Here is a 16,598-nt window from a genome sequence, read left to right as displayed (position 1 = left end):
CTGGCTGGCTGCTGAATGATCACTCAAGTTAGCGTTGCCAAAAAATAATTTGAACCCAGAATTCAAATCATTAACAACAGCAATTCTAAGAGAATGTCTGAAAAGCCAAAATTGCTACTCCGTACGCTCCAGTGATCGATGGAAACAAGGGGCTTAAGCCCCTTGCCCCCACAACTATTGGTGTTTGGTACGGGTCAAAAGATACTTTTCAAATATCCTCTAATGATTGCCAAAATATTAGCCTAGGTTTAATTCGAGATAAATATTTTAAAAATTTTCTTGTAGATTTTTCTTGCTTCGCTTTTTGTGCAAGAAGGTCGATTTTTATACATTGTCCGTGTATTCTTGTATGTTGAGTATGTTTCCATGTACAGTTTGTGATCTGCATCGCTTCTCGTTTTGAATATTGACTGACAAATCTTTGCTGCCTGTTGAAGTGAATTGGCTACGGACGTTGATTGTTTAAGCCCCTACCGACAGAATCAAGCCCCTAACCATGATTCATCTGTCAACGCTTTTTCGAGTTTCCCAGGCGATCGCTCGCACCATTGAAATCAACGAGCTGCTGCAAGTGTTATCCAGCCATGTTCTGGAATATTCAGGAGCAGAAAAATGCGCCCTCCTTCTATTGCAAGACGGCGAGTGGGAACTGCGAGCCTTGGCAGATTTTCGAGGGGTGCAGCTAACAACGCTGCCTCTTACATATAGCCAAGATGTGCCCAGTAAGCTCATTCAATACGCAGAAACGCACCTAAAACCAATTGCCATTGAAAACCTTTGCACTGATTTGCCTGTAATTGGCAATTATTTAAAAATTCATCGCCCTCAAAGTTTGCTTTGCTTGCCATTGCTGAACCAAGAGACTCTGTTGGGCATTTTATATCTGGAACATCGATCGGCTCAGGGACTCTTTACGGACGATCGGCTCATGGTTTTGGATTGCTTGGCGAACCAAGCCGCGATCGCCCTAGATCATGCAAGGCTTTACCAAACCGTGCAACGCAATGAAGCTCGTTTGCGTGCCGTATATGAGTCTAATAATGATGCAATTATGCTCTTGAGCGAAAAGTGCTTTGTGGATTGTAATTCGGCAACATTGGCTATCTTTAAGTGCCCAGCAAAATCAGAATTTTGTGGTAAGCATCCTTCGCAAATTTCTCCGGAATATCAACCCAACGGGCGCTTATCGAGCGAGGCTGCGACTGATCATATTGTGACGGCACTCACCCGGGGCTATGACCGTTTTGAGTGGCAACATTGCCGCTGGGATGGCTCGGAATTTATTGCCGAAGTGCAGCTCTGCCGAATGGAAATAGATGATCAGGCAATTTTGCAAGCGATCGTCCGGGATATTAGCGATCGAAAGGCCGTGGAGGCGGCCATTCGCCAAAAATCTGCAGAACTGGAACAGGCACTCTTGCAACTGCAAAAGACACAATTGCAACTGGTGCAAATTGAAAAAATGTCGGTTTTGGGAAACTTGGTGGCAGGGGTAGCCCACGAAATTAATAACCCGATCGGGTGCATTGTGGGCAATGTTAGCGTTATGCAGAATTACGTCATCGACTTGATGGAAACCTTGGATCTCTATCAAGCGAATTTCCCTGAGCCGGGCATCACTATTGAACAGCAATTAGATGCGATCGACCTGGACTATTTGCGGCAAGATGTGCCGGATGTGATGCAAGCCATTAAGGATTCAGGCGATCGAATTGCCGCCATTAGCCAGAGTCTGAGAACATTTTCGCGAACAGATGGGGCTGAAAAGCAACTCTTTAATGTGTGTGATGGGCTTGATAGTACGGTTTTGATCTTGCGACATCGGCTCAAGGCCAATGAGCAACGACCGAAAATTGAAGTGGTGACCCACTATGACCAACTGCCGGAAATTAACTGTTTTCCGGGGCAACTCAACCAGGTTTTCATGAATATTTTGGCCAACGCGATCGACGCGATCGATGAATTGAGCGAAGGCAAAAGTTTTCAAGAACTAGCCCAATCGCCGCACCAAATTACGATTAGCACAAGGGCGATCGAGTCGGGGATTCAAATTACGATTGCGGATGATGGGCCGGGGATGCCCCCTGAGGTACAGCGGCGAATTTTTGACTATATGTTCACCACCAAAGAAGTGGGCAAAGGAACCGGCTTAGGGTTGGCCATTGCCCATCAAATTGTGGTGGAAACCCATGGTGGGACGATCGATTTGCAATCCCAAGTGGGTGAAGGCAGCACATTCACGCTCACTTTGCCCTGTTGAAGGCCGGGCGAAAGGCTCGATCGAGAACCGGAGAGGATGTCTGAGTGGGTCTGAGCTTTGGGGCGATCGGCAGAGGCTACGCCGCAGGGGTGGGCGTGAGTTGCCCTTGCTGAAGCTGCCAACAGCGATCGGCCACATCCAAAAGATCACTGGGATCATGGGTGACCACCAATAATGTCCAGTGAGCCTTCAATCGCGACAGCAGACCGGCCAACTGTTGCCGCATGGACCAATCTAACCCGGCGGTGGGTTCGTCCAACAGCAAAATGCTGGGTTGGCGAATCAGTTGCACCGCCAGAGCCAAGCGCCGTTGCTGGCCACCGCTGAGGGTGTAGGGCGAAATATTCAGGGCTAACTGTTCCAACCCCACAGCGGCCAGAGCCTCGTGAATTTGCTCTGAACTAATTTCCGGGTGGCCCAGCCGCAACTCTTCGAGCACGGTGGAGCCGCAAAAATGCCGCTCAGGAAATTGAAACACCAACCCCGCTAACTGTTGCAGGGACTCGGGAAATAGGGGGCGATCGCGCCACAGCACTTGTCCGCTGGTTTGGCTGGCCAAGCCGGCCAAGATTTCCAACAGGGTGCTTTTACCGGAACCGCTGGGGCCAATCACCAAGGTCAGTTGTTGGGGAACCAATTCCAGATTCACTTGGTGCAAAATGGCCTTGGCGGCGGCGGCGGGGTGATAGCTAACGGAGTCCAAACGCAGCATGGAAGAAAGGGGGCGCGGAGGTGGATCGGGCCCTATTGTAGGGGGCTACTCAACGGCTCGAATGAATGATTCAACGCATGTTCGATTGTTCGATCCGATATTTCGATACGTTCAGGAGTGATGGTTATGGATCTCGGCCGCTTTGTTGCTCAAGGGCGATCTCCTGTGGTGGCCGATCGCGCTCGAAAGCGATCGACTCGGCCCCGCCTGTCCCGATCAAGATCAATGACTTGGCTGGCTGGAGCGATCGGGCTGTTCTGGGGCTGGGGGGCTTGGCCGGCCGGGGCGGATCCGTTCCGATCCCAGAATCCTCGCCCCGTGGGCGATCGGGCTGAGGCGGCCTTCGTCATGCTGTTCAAAAATGGCAATTACCCCGCCGCTCGCCGTTTAGCCCAAGAGGCGATCGCCCAAGAACCCCAAGAGCCTTTGGGCTATGCATTGGCCGGTGCATTGGCCTATCTTGATGGCCAGTGGGATCAGGTGCAAACCGCCGCCAATCAGACCCTTGCCGCCGCCAACACCCTCAAAACCACTGATGCCCTGCGCGGTAATCTCTACATCGGCGTGGGACATTTCTTGGAAGGGGCGTTTATTGTGTCCGAAGGTGGTCGCGGCCCCCTTCAGGGCGCACCAGAAGCCTTGGCCAAACTGTCCCAGGTTAACGAAGCCTTGGATGCAGCGGCGGCCATCAGCCCCAACGATCCGGAACTGAACTTGATTCGGGGATCGCTGGATGTGTTGTTGGCGGATAATTTGCCCTTTGGCAATGTGGATGGGGCTGTGAACTCCCTCCAGCGGGGCAGCCCCGACTATGTGGTCGATCGCCTGTTGGCGGCCATTTACCGCCGTCGCAAAAACTTTTCCCAGGCGATCGCCTCAGTCGATCGCGCCTTGGCCAAGAGTCCCCAAAATCCCGACCTTTGGCATTTAAAAGGGCAAATTCTCTACGAACAAGGACGCAGCAGCCAAAATCTTGATTTGCTGAAGCAATCGGAAGCCCTGTTTTTGCAGGTGTTGGCCCAGCGGGAGCAAATGCCCCGCGCTGTGATTCGGCACTTGGAAAAAAACGAGTTGCGGCGAGTGCAGCGGGAAATTCGCAACCTGCGCGGCTAATTTAGACCCCTGATTGGAATCAGTAAACCTCTTTCACGAAAACCCCTTTCTTCCAGATCGGCTGATCAACGATCATCTTGTAGGTTGAGTTGAGGCACGAAACCCAACAGCAACAAGGCTTGCAGTGATCGAGTTGGGTTTCGCAAAGCTCAACCCAACCTACTGGAGAACTTCGGTGGTTCGGTTAGGGCTGGAATCCCCATGCCTTTAGGGAGGATGTCAAAAAAAGAAGGGGCCGAAGCCCCCTGCTGAATGGGTACTGAAGCCTGAATCTTGCTGAAATCTTGCTGAATTGATGATTTGCACCAGATCGATCGACCTGTTTGGGCGATCGAATCAGCCTTAGCGGCGACCCATATCCCTGGCCATATCTTTGAAGCCATTCAGGCTGGGGCCCGGACGACGACGCGGCGTGTTGCTGGGCACAAACTTCGATGCAAAAGCCGTTTCCGGCGGCAGGGTCACCGGGGCCGGAGCGGGCTTGGGTGGCTCGGGCGGCTTGGCCGGGGCTGCGGGGGCTGCGGCCTTGGCTGCTTTAATGCTGGTTTTGGTGCTCTTGGGAGCTGGGGCCGGAGCTTCCGGAGCGGCGGCCACGGGGGCTGCCGGTTCCGCAACCACAGCGGGGGCTTGGGGAGCCGGGGCGGCCGGGGTGCTGTCCCCCGTACCTTGTGCATCACCAATTTCCAAGAAGAAAGCGTCTTTTTGGGAACCGAAGAGGTTCTTCAGGGGGCCGATCGGCATGGTTTCGTCGTCAGGTGAGTGGTGGGGTTTTAGCCGTTGCGAGAACCGTTGCGGGATTGATGAGGCGATCTCAAGTGAGACCTCGCCCTGACGCTCCACACAGGAAGTGGCTCTGGGGCAAGGTTTGGGGTCGATCGCCAAGACAGCAATTGGGCCGGCTGCTCATTCACCTGTAAAGGCGGTCTTTACAGACTAGGTACAATTGCTTACAAAATGCAATGTTTCGCAACACTTGTTCTCAGCATTGTATCTGTCCTCGGTTCGATCGACGAGGGGCCGTGGATGATTGTCTGGAATTGATGTTTTGATCGCTGGTGTTTTTACGTTTCGGATCTTTTGGATTTTTGGGATCTCGACGTTCACGGAGCGTCGCTAGCGAGTGAGGCGACGTTCGATCGCGTCGGCCACCGCCGTGGCCACCGCAACCCGCGCAAAGTACTTATCCTCTGCGGCAATCAAAGTCCAAGGGGCCAAGGGCGTGTGGGTTCGTTGCACCATTTGGTTCACTGCCACCGAATACAGGGGCCACCGCTCCCGATTGCGCCAATCCTCGTCAGTGAGTTTGTATTGCTTGAAGGGATTGTCTTTGCGTTCCTGGAACCGGCGCAGTTGTTCTTCTGGGCTGATGTGCAACCAAACTTTCACCAGCACCATGCCACTGGACATTAGTTGGCTTTCAAATTCATTAATTTCCTGATAGGCCCGTCGCCACTCCGTTTCGGTGGCAAATCCTTCAATTCGTTCCACCAAAACCCGCCCGTACCACGATCGATCAAAAATCCCGATCGTGCCCGCCGCCGGTAACCAGCGCCAAAATCGCCATAGGTAGTGGTGCGCGCGTTCCTCCGCCGTGGGGGCCGCAAAGGCATGAACCCCATAGCTGCGGGGATCCAACATGCCCGTTAACCGCGAGATGGCTCCCCCCTTGCCCGCCGCGTCCCAACCTTCAAACAACACCAACACGGGTAACCGTTGGCGATGGATTTGCATTTGCAGCGATCGCAGCCGGGCCTGCTGTTCCGCCAGTTTCCGTTCATATTTACTGCGAGACAGGGCTTGACTGAGGTTCACCCGTGCCAGCAAGTCCGGTTCACCGGGATGCAACTCCGCTTGGGCCGGCAGGGCGGGCGGGGGAGAAGCCTGGCTGCGTTGGCGATCGAGTGCTCCGGCAATGGTGGCAATGGTTTCGCTCAACACTTTGATCACCGCCCAGCGGCGGCTGTTGCCTTCCACCAAAGTCCAAGGAGCTGCTCCCGTGCTGGTTTCCGCCAGCATCGCTTCCGCCAAGTCCCGATATTGGCGATAGTGCTTGGCCTGTTGCCAATCTTCCGGTCGCACCCGCCAAGCCTGAAAAGGATCCGCTTGGTATTTTTTCAGGCGCTTTTTCAGCTCATCACGGCCGAGATGAATAAAAAATTTGGCGATCGCCGCGCCTTCATCCGCCAACTGTCGCTCAAAGGCATTCACTTCCCGGGTGGCTTCGGGAAACTGTGGATCCGGCAGCCGGCCAAACAGGCGATCTTCCAGCAGGTGACTATACCAACTGTGATAGAACAGCCCGATCGTGCCCGCTTCCGGCAACCGCAACCAAAAACGCCGCAACCAGGGAAATCCCAGCTCATGGGGTTCTGGCGGAAAAATTGGATGTACTTGAAAGCCGCGTGGATCTAAGGAGTCGCGCAATTCCTTGACGATCGCCCCCTTGCCCGCCGCCGCCCAGCCTTCCAGGGCAATGATCACCGGTAATTGGGCTTCCCGACAGTCCGCTTGGAGCGATCGCAACTGAAGAGCCAAGCGATCGCGCTCTGCGACATAGGTGGCCTTATCCAGCTTCAGGCTGAGATCCAACATGTCCAGCATGGCTTGTCCTCCAGGCGAGCAGTGGCACGAAGCAACGGCAGCAATCACGGTGCATGGCGGGCAGTGACAGAGCCTGATGCGCAATCACCGTCATCGCCAACCCCAGCAGCGCGGCCTTGCGCTTGCGGCCATCAATTGCCACAACCTTAGCGATTGCTGTTCCGGTCTGCTGCAAAACGTAAAGAAGACTTTAGTCGAGCAACTCCTCAGCCTGATCGTCATCCATCCAAATTGCCGCGAAAACGGCCGCAATTTGCCGAAAACAGCCTGATCGAACTCTTGTCGATCGGGCCACTTGGCAGGGTGTGATTGACGAAACTTGGAGGTCTTGCCCGCAAGTTCCATTAAGTTTCAATCAAGTTTTAAAGGAGTTTCGTTGAGTTGCGATTCAAAAATTATTAAATCTTGATCAATGTTTTTGATTGTTAGGAATTTGATCATTTTCGATTTCGGTTTTGATCAATGTCCTATGAATGCTTGATGTTGATTAGGGTTCAATAGTTTTGCCTGTAATCTATGCTCTATCTACGCCTTGAAACCTTGATTGGAATTTCTTAGCCGGACAACTCAGACCATCCAACTCATTCCTGGCTAATTGAATCAAAGCCGCTGCCTTTGGTTATTCATTGCTTGGACTTGAGGTCAAGGATTTCCAAATCGAAATTCAGGGCTAGGGGGGTGCTCATTGCGATTATTACTCCCTGAGTTGGTAATGGGTATGACTGATTCTTGGCGCGATCAGATGCAATCGGTGGTTTTGGAGCTAGGGCAGATCTCGCTAAGGACGGCAGAAGCGGTTCAATGCCTCTCCAGTCAGCTCGATCGGCTGAGTCAATGCTTGGAGCAGCAGGGTGAGTTCTTGCAAAAAACTTTGCAGCAACAGGGACAACAAATTGAAGAAAAGATCGAGCGCCAAATCGAACAACAACTTGAATTGCAAAATTGGCAAATTCAGCAACAATCGAAAGAGATTCATCAACAGGTGAATCAGCAAGTTAATCAGCAAATTGGAAAGCAAATCGAACAGCAGATTAGCCAGCAAATTGAGCGACAAACTCAGCAGCAAATTGTGCTGCAAAATCAGCAAATTCAGCAAATTCAACAACAGGGGCAACAATTGCAACAGGTTCTAGAGCAATTCTGCCAACGCAATCTTGAACAACAGGCGCAACATTGGGAACAGCAGGGGCAGTTATTGGCCCAACAGAATCAACATTTGCAACAGCAAGGACAGCAAATTAAGCAGCAGGAATATCAGGTGTTTGCCCTTTGCGATGTGTTGCAAGCTCTGGTGAGTCAGCAAACGGCTACGCATCAAGCGATGGCTCAACTGATAGACCGGTGGGCGATCGATCTGCAATCGCCCGCACCGGCTGAGGCATTGCGTACCCTGTCGCCCTGGGTAACGGCCGGAACAACGGGGGATGATGGATTGGCCAAGGTCGATCGCGCCGATCGACTGGACAACGCCCAAGGAGCCGCGAATTCCGGTCACCCTGCGGAATCTGATCGCTCCGTGGCCCTTGCTGCTCCGCCAGGTCTCTGGCCCATTTCAGAGTCGATCGCCCCTCAGACCTTTGGGGAGAGTCCGCCTTTAGGGCCAACCCTCCCCTATGAAGATGTATCCTTTGCTACTGGCTACTCGGTTGGATAGTTCGCTGCGATATGATGGGCACAAAAGCGCTCAAGGTGTTCTTAATTCGCCGTTTGAACCGAATATTTCCCGGATTGTTCACTGCCTTGAGGAATAGTGGATTTTACGGTGGGCCTTTTTTGATGGAGGCCGATCGCGCCTGAAGACCCTCGCGCCTGAAGACCCTCGCGCCTGAAGATCACAGCCATGGACTGAGAAGTGGAATTCAGACGCTGCGATTCAGACATTGCGATTCAGACATTGCGATCCAGACGTTACGATTCAAACGTTCGGAAGTACGGTATCCCTAACCCCCTGGCAGAGCGATCGCGCCATGTGTTCTGAAGTTGCTGCCGTAGTTGCCGCCGTACAATGGCCATGGGGTTTTTCGGCCCCATGGGGTTCATCCAAGGCGATCGACATCCTGCGCCATTCGGTGGCAGGCCGTTGATCCATGTCAATGGTTGTCGTGAAATATCGATGTTTTGTATTGCCTGAGGTTAGCACCGCCGGTGTCTGCCCAAGAGTCGTTACCATCCCCGATCGATCCCCTCGTTCAGCCCGACCCTGAGCGAGTCTTTGCGCTGATCGATCGCATCTTGCCGTTTGAAGTTTGCCTCTATCACCAAGTCTTGCCCCTAGACCGGCAAGACAATCAAATCATTTTGGGCGTGGTGAATCGCGACGCGGACTTGAGCTATGTCCAGCGGATGCTCGCTCACCTGAATGATCAGTTGGTCTACCGCCCGATCGCCCTGGAAACCCAACAGGAGCTGCTTTCCGCATTTTTGAGCTACGACTGTCAGCGAAAGTCTGAGGGTTATGTAGAACCCAGCCATTCTGAATCCTGGCAACCCTCCTTGGGCAACTCCCAACCGAACGCCGCTCCAGATTCGCCAGCGGCCTCGTTGGGCCATGGCACCTTGGGCGCGGGAACGGATTCCGGGCCGTTGGATCCGGAGCTGCGTCCCCTGGTGGAAGTCAGCGATTGTCTGTCGGATTTGCAACCGGCCTTGCCACCGATCGAGCATGGTTTTGTTGTGGATGATTTGATGGACGATTGGGACGATGAGGAGCTGGATGAGTTGGGAGAAACCATCAGCGCTCCCGCAGACTTTGCGCACTGGAATCAGCTTGGTGCTCTGTCGCCCCCAGGCGAGCTAGATCCAGGCGAAGACATGGAAACCCAACCGGTTGGTCGGTTTCAAAATCATGACAACTCCGAACCATTTGACCCTTGGGCCAGTCCCCAGAATTGGTTAAGCGCTGGCAGTTCCGAGGAACATCAGTTGCATCACCTGGCGGCACATCCCTCGCTGCTGGATCCTGGGTCATTGGATCCCGGATCAATGGATTTGGGAGCGGTGGATGTGACCGAAACCCTGGTGACGGCGGCCCAAAGTACCCCAGATCCTGATTGGCAACAATTGCACCGGAAGGGGGAGTTAGCGGAAGCCTGCGGCTCCCCTTCGCTGACACCGGATGATATTCCGGATCTACCTATGGATACCCTTACAAACCATGCAGTGGTGACTGCCAGTGACCGAGGCACAGGACAGGGCGCGGCCCCTTCCCTGTTGCCCGTTGATTTATCAACTGAGCGACCGACCAATGGCCCCGTAGATTTACCGGCGGAGTTGGCGGAGTTGGAGCAAGCTTTGGTGCAGGCGTTGGAGCGATCGACTCCGCCGGCCCAAACCGCTGTTCCGAGTGCTTCGGAGGTGGAGGCCGCTTGGATTCATCCCACGGTGTCCGTCCCGATCGAGTGGGCCGACTTAAATCCCAGTCCTCTGGTGTTGCACACTCGCTATGCCGATCGCCCGCTGTCGGAGTTGGGAGATTTGCCGCCTCGGGCCCTGATGCAGGAGTTGTTGCAACGGGCGATTGAAGGAGGGATTGGCCGGCTATATTTTGATCGCCCTGAGATCGATCGCACCCGAATTCTCTGTAGCCGCGATGGGATTATGCAAGCGGCCCTGGATCCGTTGCTCCCTTCCACCTTTCAGGGGGTGATCGATGAGCTAAAGTTGCTGGCTAATTTGCCCCTGTTGCCTCCCGTGGGGAAACCTCGCCAGGTCGAGATCGAGCGCATCTATCGCAGTGAGTTATTGCTCCTGCGGTTGCGAATTGCGCCGGGCCGGTTGGGCGAGGAGGCCACGTTGCAGGTTTTGCGAGGAGCGGCCTTGAAGTTTCATCAGCGCCAACAGCTCTCGAAACTGAGCCAAGACGCGATCGACCTGACCCGCCAACTGCAAAAGAAGCTGGCGGAGATGCAGGTGCGGGCTTCCCTGTCTCAAGACTTCAACCCCCGATCGCAGGAGTTGACGCAACTGATGGGAGTGGTGCAGCGGTTAATTGAGCGGTTGGGCAACTGGCGATCGATCTAGCGGTTTGTTAGGCGCTGGCCGCCTTGCTGGTTTTTCAGACTGGTTTTGTTTGGCATCGGCTCAAGAAGCCTGGCGATCGGGTTGGGGTTGCGCCATGGCGCGATCGAACCGGCCCTTGGGAATGGCCGCGATCAGTTGGCGCGTGTAATCTTCCCGAGGGTGGTCATAGACCTGGTCAGCGGGGCCCAATTCCTCAAACCGGCCTTGGTTCATCACGGCGATGCGATCGCTCATGAACTTCACCACGCCCAAATCATGGGAGATGAAAATGTAAGTCAAACTAAATTCGCTCTGCAATTCCTTCAGCAAATTCAGCACCTGCGCTTGCACTGACACATCCAACGCCGACACGGACTCATCACAGATGAGAAACTTGGGATTCAAGGCCAGCGCCCGGGCAATGCAAATCCGTTGGCGCTGACCGCCAGAGAACTCGTGGGGATAGCGGTTCATCCAGTCGGGCTTGAGACCCACCCGCTCCAGGAGGTAGGCCGCCTGCTCGCGATACATTTTGCGGGCGGGTAGGGGGTGGTTGGTTTTGCCTTGGGCATGGATCAGCATCGGTTCCATGACCGCGGCCCCGATGGTCATTCGCGGATTCAGGGAACTGAAGGGATCTTGGAAAATAATTTGCATTTCGCGCCGCAGGGCCCGTAGCGCTTTGCCCTTGAGCTGCAAAATATTTTGGTCATCAAAGCGAATTTGGCCACCCATGGGTTCAATCAACCGCAGGAGCGATCGCGCCAGGGTGCTTTTGCCGCAACCACTTTCACCCACCAGGCCCAAGGTCTCCCCAGGAAACACCTCAAAGGACACACCATTCACAGCCAAGGCGTGCCGTTGGGCCATGCCCAGCCAGCCCTTGACCGCGTAGGCCACGCGCAAATCCCGCACGGACAGCAGGGGCGGCAATGCTTGGAGTTTGGTGAGTCGATCGCTCGTTTCGTCCGGTGGAATGGCCAGGGTGATCGGGGCCTGGGGCGCAAGGGATGTGGCAGATGAGCCGGCAGATGAACCCGGTTCGATCGGGGCTGAATCTCGCGCTGCTGCACTCAAAAAGTCCGCCACCGTGGGCAAATAGCGCAGCCGCAATTCTGGCCGCGGCCGGCAGGCCAGCAGCCCTTGGGTATAGGGATGTTGGGGGGCGGTAAAAATTTGCTCCACGGATCCCTGCTCCACCAACTGCCCCTGGTACATGACCGCCACATCGTCCGCCAGTTCGGCAATTAGCCCCAAATCGTGGGTGATGAACAGGATGGACATGGCGCGGTGGCGTTGCAACTCCCGCAGCAGTTCCAAGATCCGCGCCTGCACGGTCACATCCAAGGCGGTGGTGGGTTCGTCGGCAATCAAAATCGCCGGGTCGCCGGCCAGGGCGATCGCGATCGTTACCCGCTGGAGCTGACCACCGGACATTTGGTGGGGGTAGCGATCGAGCATGGCCTGTTGCCGTTGGGTCACGGCCTGTTGCAATTCCCGATCGCTGGGGTTGCCGTTGCGCCACTGATCGCGAATTTGGGCCCGCAGTTCCAGCTCCGGCGGCAATAACTTCACCTCCTGCAACAGGGCGATCGCCTGTTGTCGAGCCGCCGCCTCCGAAAGGCCCCGGTGCAATCGAATCGCCTCAATGATCTGAAACCCACAGGTATAGACCGGATTCAGGGCGCTCATGGGTTCCTGAAAAATCATGCCAATCCGTCGCCCTCGGTAACGCCGCAGAGCTTCCGGTGAAAGCTTCAGCAAATTCACCGCCTCCTCGGCATTGGGTTCTCGATACCAAATGCCATCCCCCCTGACGCGACCCAATTCGGGCAGCAACCCCGCGATCGCCAAGGCCGTGACGGATTTTCCCGAGCCAGATTCCCCCACCAGTCCCAGGGTTTGACCGGGCTGTAACTGCAAGGACAACCCATCCACCGCTCGCATGGCCGACTCACCGGCACCAAATTCCACTTGCAAATTGCGAATGTCAAGGACGGGGGAGAGGGTCATAGGTTGCCAAAGGGTGCGTTGCCAAAGGGTGCGATCGAGCGGGCGACAGTGAAACTATCCACCCAGGAAATTTGCCCTGATTCTACCAACTGAATTTCTGAATCTCTTTCCGAACGATTGATCGGCTGATCGGCCTAGCGCCAGCCAAACCAACGCCACCCGTAGCGCAAGCCCTGTTGGAAGTGGGTCAAGGTGGTGAGCACGGCCAACAGGAGATAAAAACCCCGCACGCCCCAAGTGCAACCTTCCAACAGTTGCTCAATGGATTTGGTTTGCCAGCGCAGCAAATTGGCCAAGGTGGCTTTCACCTGTCGATCGATGGTGGGAATTTCCCGCATGGCATCCGGAGCCAAGGGCAATTCTGGATAGCGAGCTGAGTAGGTATAAAACCCCCAAAGGCCGCTTTGTCCCACCTGCTTGCTCAAAAAGCGCTCAACTTGAATTTTGGCTTGCTCGGGCGTGATCCGTTGATGGTCGGCGGCGCGGTTAATCCAGGCCTGTTGCCGCACGGCCGGAGCAATGGCAAACAGACCGGGCACGGCCACGGCCAACACGAGTGCGGTGAGTTGTTGGCCCCGAGGAGGCGGCAACACACCGGCCGCGATGCCTGCGCCCATGCCCAACACGGCAAACACCAATAGATTCAGCAGTTCCAAAATTTCCAAACTGCGGAGGAAATGGCCCACGTAGGCCACTTCGTAAATGTTGGTTTCTCCGAGCCAAGCGATGGCCCAGCGGGCCGCCGCCGTGGCCCCGATCGCCAAGGCCAGAATGCTCACCCAGCCGATGACCCGTGGTGTGGACAGGGTGGCATCCGTGGCGGCCACGGTATGAACAACCGATCGCTCCGAGGGTTGCCCAGAACGTGCCCCTCCGGCCCGGCGCGATCGACTCGAAGGCTGGGTCACCAATGGGCGAGGCGCGATCGTCCCGGCCTCTTGCAGATCAATGCCCATCTGCCAACTGGGAGCCGCCGCTCCGGGCGCATAGCCCTGCACCACCACCCGCCGCACCACGGGCGCAGCCAGCCCCAGCATTCCCCGCCGCACAAAATCCACCAAAAAGTCCTGATCCGGCGGCCCCAACTCGCCCACCGCCATCACCGTCAGGCAATCCTGGATCAGATCCGTGCGGACTTGTACCCCGGCAGGCTCAAGGGATTGATTCATCAACCGGGCGATCGCCATGGGATCTCCCTGGCGAGCAAGATCAAGAACCGAAGATTGCGCCGTCATAGGCCCTGGTGCAGCAGTACCAAAAAAGAGCAACAGCAATCGTCCTGGTTTGGCATTTTCCCCCTCCCAGCGACGATGCGAACCAAAGTTCTAAACCGAAAGCGAACTCACGGGAAAGCGATCGAAACCGGACTCTGAATCCATGCTTCAGAATCCGGCCCATTGATTTTCGTTTCCGTCACTTTCAACCAGAACCGTCTCTATTTTGCTTCAGCGGTGCAGGTTTGCCGTAGGCTGCTGCTCCCTCAGCCGAGGATCCTTGGGAATGACCAACAATTGGGGCAGTGAATAGGACAGTGATAAGAACAGCGAAAATGCCCACATGGCCTCGCCATAGCCCCGCTATCGTCCCGATCGGGTCATCTCGCCTACACAGCCGCAGCCAGGGGCAGAGACTCGGTAATCAGGGTTGCTTTGGGGCTGACATCTCGCAAGGATTTACCCATCACTTCCGCTGGCAAGCAAATCAAACCATCGCCGTGGGTGCTAATCAGACCGCGCTTCCGCAGTTTCCCCATCAGGCGGGTCACGGTCACTCGCGTTGAGCCGATCGCACTGCCAATTTGGGCATGGGTCAGTGTCCAGGGCAAGTAATAGCCATCGTCACAGGTTTGACCAAACTCCTCAATCAGGAGGGTCAGATAACCCAACAGGCGATCGATCGTGCGGCGTTGGCCCAAGGTGCTCAACCAAAGCAGCTTCCGTTGGTGCTGTTGACGGAACGCATCCAGCACTTCGCGGCGGAAGTGGGGCCAGTTTTCCAAGTCGTTCCAATACATCCACAGCACACTGGTGCGATCCACATGGGCGTAGCTTTGGAGCGCGAAGGGCGACTGGGCAATGATTTCAAAGGGCTGCCCAGGCCCCACAAACCCCAGAAAAGCCTCATCCATTGCGGGATCGAGTCCGTCCTCGTCTTCATCTTGATCTTGAATGGCAGCCGTGGCGGTCATGACCGACGAGCCAACCAGTCGCACCGCACCGCGCTCTACGAGATACAAGAGGCCCGGGCGAGTGGGAATCTTTTCATCTTTGCCGAAAGTGCGGCAGCGGTAGTGATCCTGGGCCCAATCCAGCACACGCTGCCAAGTCAGGAAGGGGCGATCAAATTCGGACTGCGTCAGAGGCGAATACATGACAGGAAACCCAGTGCAAAAGGGACAGCGATCGAACGTAGATAGCCCAAGGGATCACCCGTATCATAACCGTGAAAATACGGAGGCCCCATTCCTGAAACAGCTCGTTTACATTGCACCCAAAATCTCATGGGTTCTAGTTTCGGGCTGCTGGTTTTGATTTGGGATGGAGGATGTATCAAAGTTCCATTGCTGCCCAGTATATTCAAAACTCGGGAAAAACTCGGGTAGATATCTGCCCAATTTTTTCACAGTTTTCCTGGGCTTAGTCAAACAAGCCACAATCCCTGATCTGGGTGGCATGAACTGCTCGATCGGCCGGTTGGGTTTGCTGATTTGACATTGACTTGGCCCATTTGATCTCGATTTATTTCATCGGTTTATATCGATGAGTAGATGTTTTGGGTGATATTTTGAGAAAACCGCCTTAGTTCAGTTGGTTCCTTTGGTTCCTTGGATCGATACAACGCGATCGGGGGGCGATCCACAGGATTTGCGCCGACTCAGCCCCAAAATCATGACGCGCGAAAAAATTTCTCAAATGCCCCAACCCTTGATGGGGATGGGTTTCCATGACAAGGACGTGAATTTCTGATGGATTTTGGGTGGCGATGGGGTGACAGATTCAAATTCCTCGGCTATCATTCTGGTGGTGTGTGAGGAGCGAACCAGTAAGAGTGCCGAGACGAAACACGGACAGTCGTCGGCACTCTTTCTGATCAAGGGGTATGTTCAACCCACCGAAGCCGGCCACCAGATCCGATCGAGATGCAGTCGATCGAGACAAAATTAATCGAGAAAAATCAATAATGCTGATTTTGTCGTCCCAGCCTTCAGCACTTCAAGAGAAAGGCGGCTTGCGACAGAACACCTTTGCGACTGATCCATCTTGATTCAGTCTCTGAAGATTGATTTCCCGCAAACAATTTTCCTGAGCGTACTTTTCCTGCGAATAATGTCCTGAAAACGCTGAATGCCTGGAGGCTTCGGCGGTTTTCTGTGGCGATCTTTCAACGGGGCGATCGGCTTAATCAGGCAATTGGTTTAGATCACTACAACCCTTGCTGTTGTTGAGTTTCGTGCCTCAATCCAACCTACAAGATGATCGTTGATCAGTCGATCTGGAGGAAAGGGGGTTTCGTGAACGAGGTCTGGTGAATTTAATTAGGCAATTGGTCTAGCGATTAGCTGATCTTGACTATTCGATTAGTTGATCAAATTAAGCAATGGGTTGAGGACGTGGAGTTGAGCCACAGAATGAGAAACCGGCCTGTGCAAAATGACCGCGGCCCCTGGCAACAGGTTAACGATCCCCCGGGGACTTGGTGGGGGTGAGGTTCCGGATCGGAAACCCACACCCGAAGCACGGGAAATGGGGCGATCGGCCCGCACTGTGGGTCATAGAGTCTCGATCGGGGTCTGTCTCAGACGGGGTTAATTCGTAACGAGGGGTGGACAATTGTAAACTTCGCGTTAGAATTGCGCCAAAATACTTGCTTCAAACCACCACGATCTTCATTTTTCTTCAA

General features: G+C 54.7%; 11 protein-coding genes. 5 read left to right on the top strand and 6 right to left on the bottom strand.

All coding sequences use genetic code 11. The annotated features are described in order from the left end of the window. Positions 1-496 precede the first annotated feature (496 nt). Positions 497-2,260 (top strand): ATP-binding protein, encoded by a 1,764-nt coding sequence (locus tag H6F46_RS04515; RefSeq protein ID WP_190353733.1) that lies wholly within the window; start codon positions 497-499, stop codon positions 2,258-2,260. A 76-nt stretch (positions 2,261-2,336) separates the two neighbouring features. Here the strand turns inward: H6F46_RS04515 and H6F46_RS04510 are convergent, their stop codons facing one another. Beyond that, on the bottom strand, positions 2,337-2,972 hold the full coding sequence (locus H6F46_RS04510) for an ABC transporter ATP-binding protein (RefSeq protein WP_099535021.1): 636 nt from the start codon (positions 2,970-2,972) through the stop codon (positions 2,337-2,339). A gap of 126 nt (positions 2,973-3,098) precedes the next feature. Between H6F46_RS04510 and H6F46_RS04505 the strand changes: the two genes are divergently transcribed. Next, entirely contained in the window at positions 3,099-4,085 is a 987-nt protein-coding gene (locus H6F46_RS04505) for a Sll0314/Alr1548 family TPR repeat-containing protein (RefSeq protein ID WP_190353732.1), read from the top strand. A 342-nt stretch (positions 4,086-4,427) separates the two neighbouring features. Here H6F46_RS04505 and H6F46_RS04500 read toward each other — a convergent pair whose 3' ends face one another. Both H6F46_RS04500 and pap read right to left on the bottom strand, forming a co-directional pair. Then, a complete protein-coding gene (locus tag H6F46_RS04500; RefSeq protein WP_099535019.1) occupies positions 4,428-4,826 on the bottom strand; it encodes a hypothetical protein in 399 nt (132 codons plus the stop codon). A 372-nt stretch (positions 4,827-5,198) separates the two neighbouring features. Further along, a complete protein-coding gene (pap, locus tag H6F46_RS04495; RefSeq protein ID WP_099535018.1) occupies positions 5,199-6,686 on the bottom strand; it encodes a polyphosphate:AMP phosphotransferase in 1,488 nt (495 codons plus the stop codon). A gap of 718 nt (positions 6,687-7,404) precedes the next feature. Between pap and H6F46_RS04490 the strand changes: the two genes are divergently transcribed. Next, on the top strand, positions 7,405-8,340 hold the full coding sequence (locus H6F46_RS04490; RefSeq protein WP_190353731.1) for a hypothetical protein: 936 nt from the start codon (positions 7,405-7,407) through the stop codon (positions 8,338-8,340). Between the two features lie 491 nt (positions 8,341-8,831). Beyond that, positions 8,832-10,706 (top strand): hypothetical protein, encoded by a 1,875-nt coding sequence (locus H6F46_RS04485; RefSeq protein ID WP_190353730.1) that lies wholly within the window; start codon positions 8,832-8,834, stop codon positions 10,704-10,706. A gap of 60 nt (positions 10,707-10,766) precedes the next feature. Here the strand turns inward: H6F46_RS04485 and H6F46_RS04480 are convergent, their stop codons facing one another. The 3 genes from H6F46_RS04480 to H6F46_RS04470 all read right to left on the bottom strand — a co-directional run bounded on the left by H6F46_RS04480 (position 10,767) and on the right by H6F46_RS04470 (position 15,069). Further along, entirely contained in the window at positions 10,767-12,698 is a 1,932-nt protein-coding gene (locus H6F46_RS04480; protein WP_190353729.1) for an ABC transporter ATP-binding protein, read from the bottom strand. Between the two features lie 134 nt (positions 12,699-12,832). Beyond that, a complete protein-coding gene (locus H6F46_RS04475) occupies positions 12,833-13,933 on the bottom strand; it encodes a hypothetical protein (protein WP_190353728.1) in 1,101 nt (366 codons plus the stop codon). Positions 13,934-14,301: 368 nt separating this feature from the next. After that, a complete protein-coding gene (locus H6F46_RS04470; RefSeq protein ID WP_190353727.1) occupies positions 14,302-15,069 on the bottom strand; it encodes a Crp/Fnr family transcriptional regulator in 768 nt (255 codons plus the stop codon). A 445-nt stretch (positions 15,070-15,514) separates the two neighbouring features. Here H6F46_RS04470 and H6F46_RS04465 point away from each other — a divergent pair, with 445 nt between their 5' ends. Then, a complete protein-coding gene (locus H6F46_RS04465; protein WP_158234537.1) occupies positions 15,515-15,664 on the top strand; it encodes a hypothetical protein in 150 nt (49 codons plus the stop codon). The last annotated feature ends 934 nt before the right edge of the window (positions 15,665-16,598 follow it).

It is taken from the genome of Limnothrix sp. FACHB-1083, assembly GCF_014696485.1.
In the GTDB taxonomy this organism is placed as follows: domain Bacteria; phylum Cyanobacteriota; class Cyanobacteriia; order CACIAM-69d; family CACIAM-69d; genus CACIAM-69d.
The sequence above is the reverse complement of the archived record's forward strand: the minus strand, read 5'-3'. Positions and strand labels throughout refer to the sequence as shown.

Excerpts from the sequence above, each read along its gene's own strand:
- H6F46_RS04515 (WP_190353733.1), top strand. The coding sequence starts at position 497 with ATGATTCATCTGTCAACGCTTTTTCGAGTTTCCCAGGCGATCGCTCGC.
- H6F46_RS04510 (WP_099535021.1), bottom strand. The coding sequence starts at position 2,972 with ATGCTGCGTTTGGACTCCGTTAGCTATCACCCCGCCGCCGCCGCCAAG.
- H6F46_RS04505 (WP_190353732.1), top strand. The coding sequence starts at position 3,099 with ATGGATCTCGGCCGCTTTGTTGCTCAAGGGCGATCTCCTGTGGTGGCC.
- H6F46_RS04500 (WP_099535019.1), bottom strand. The coding sequence starts at position 4,826 with ATGCCGATCGGCCCCCTGAAGAACCTCTTCGGTTCCCAAAAAGACGCT.
- pap (WP_099535018.1), bottom strand. The coding sequence starts at position 6,686 with ATGCTGGACATGTTGGATCTCAGCCTGAAGCTGGATAAGGCCACCTAT.
- H6F46_RS04490 (WP_190353731.1), top strand. The coding sequence starts at position 7,405 with ATGACTGATTCTTGGCGCGATCAGATGCAATCGGTGGTTTTGGAGCTA.
- H6F46_RS04480 (WP_190353729.1), bottom strand. The coding sequence starts at position 12,698 with ATGACCCTCTCCCCCGTCCTTGACATTCGCAATTTGCAAGTGGAATTT.
- H6F46_RS04475 (WP_190353728.1), bottom strand. The coding sequence starts at position 13,933 with ATGACGGCGCAATCTTCGGTTCTTGATCTTGCTCGCCAGGGAGATCCC.
- H6F46_RS04470 (WP_190353727.1), bottom strand. The coding sequence starts at position 15,069 with ATGTATTCGCCTCTGACGCAGTCCGAATTTGATCGCCCCTTCCTGACT.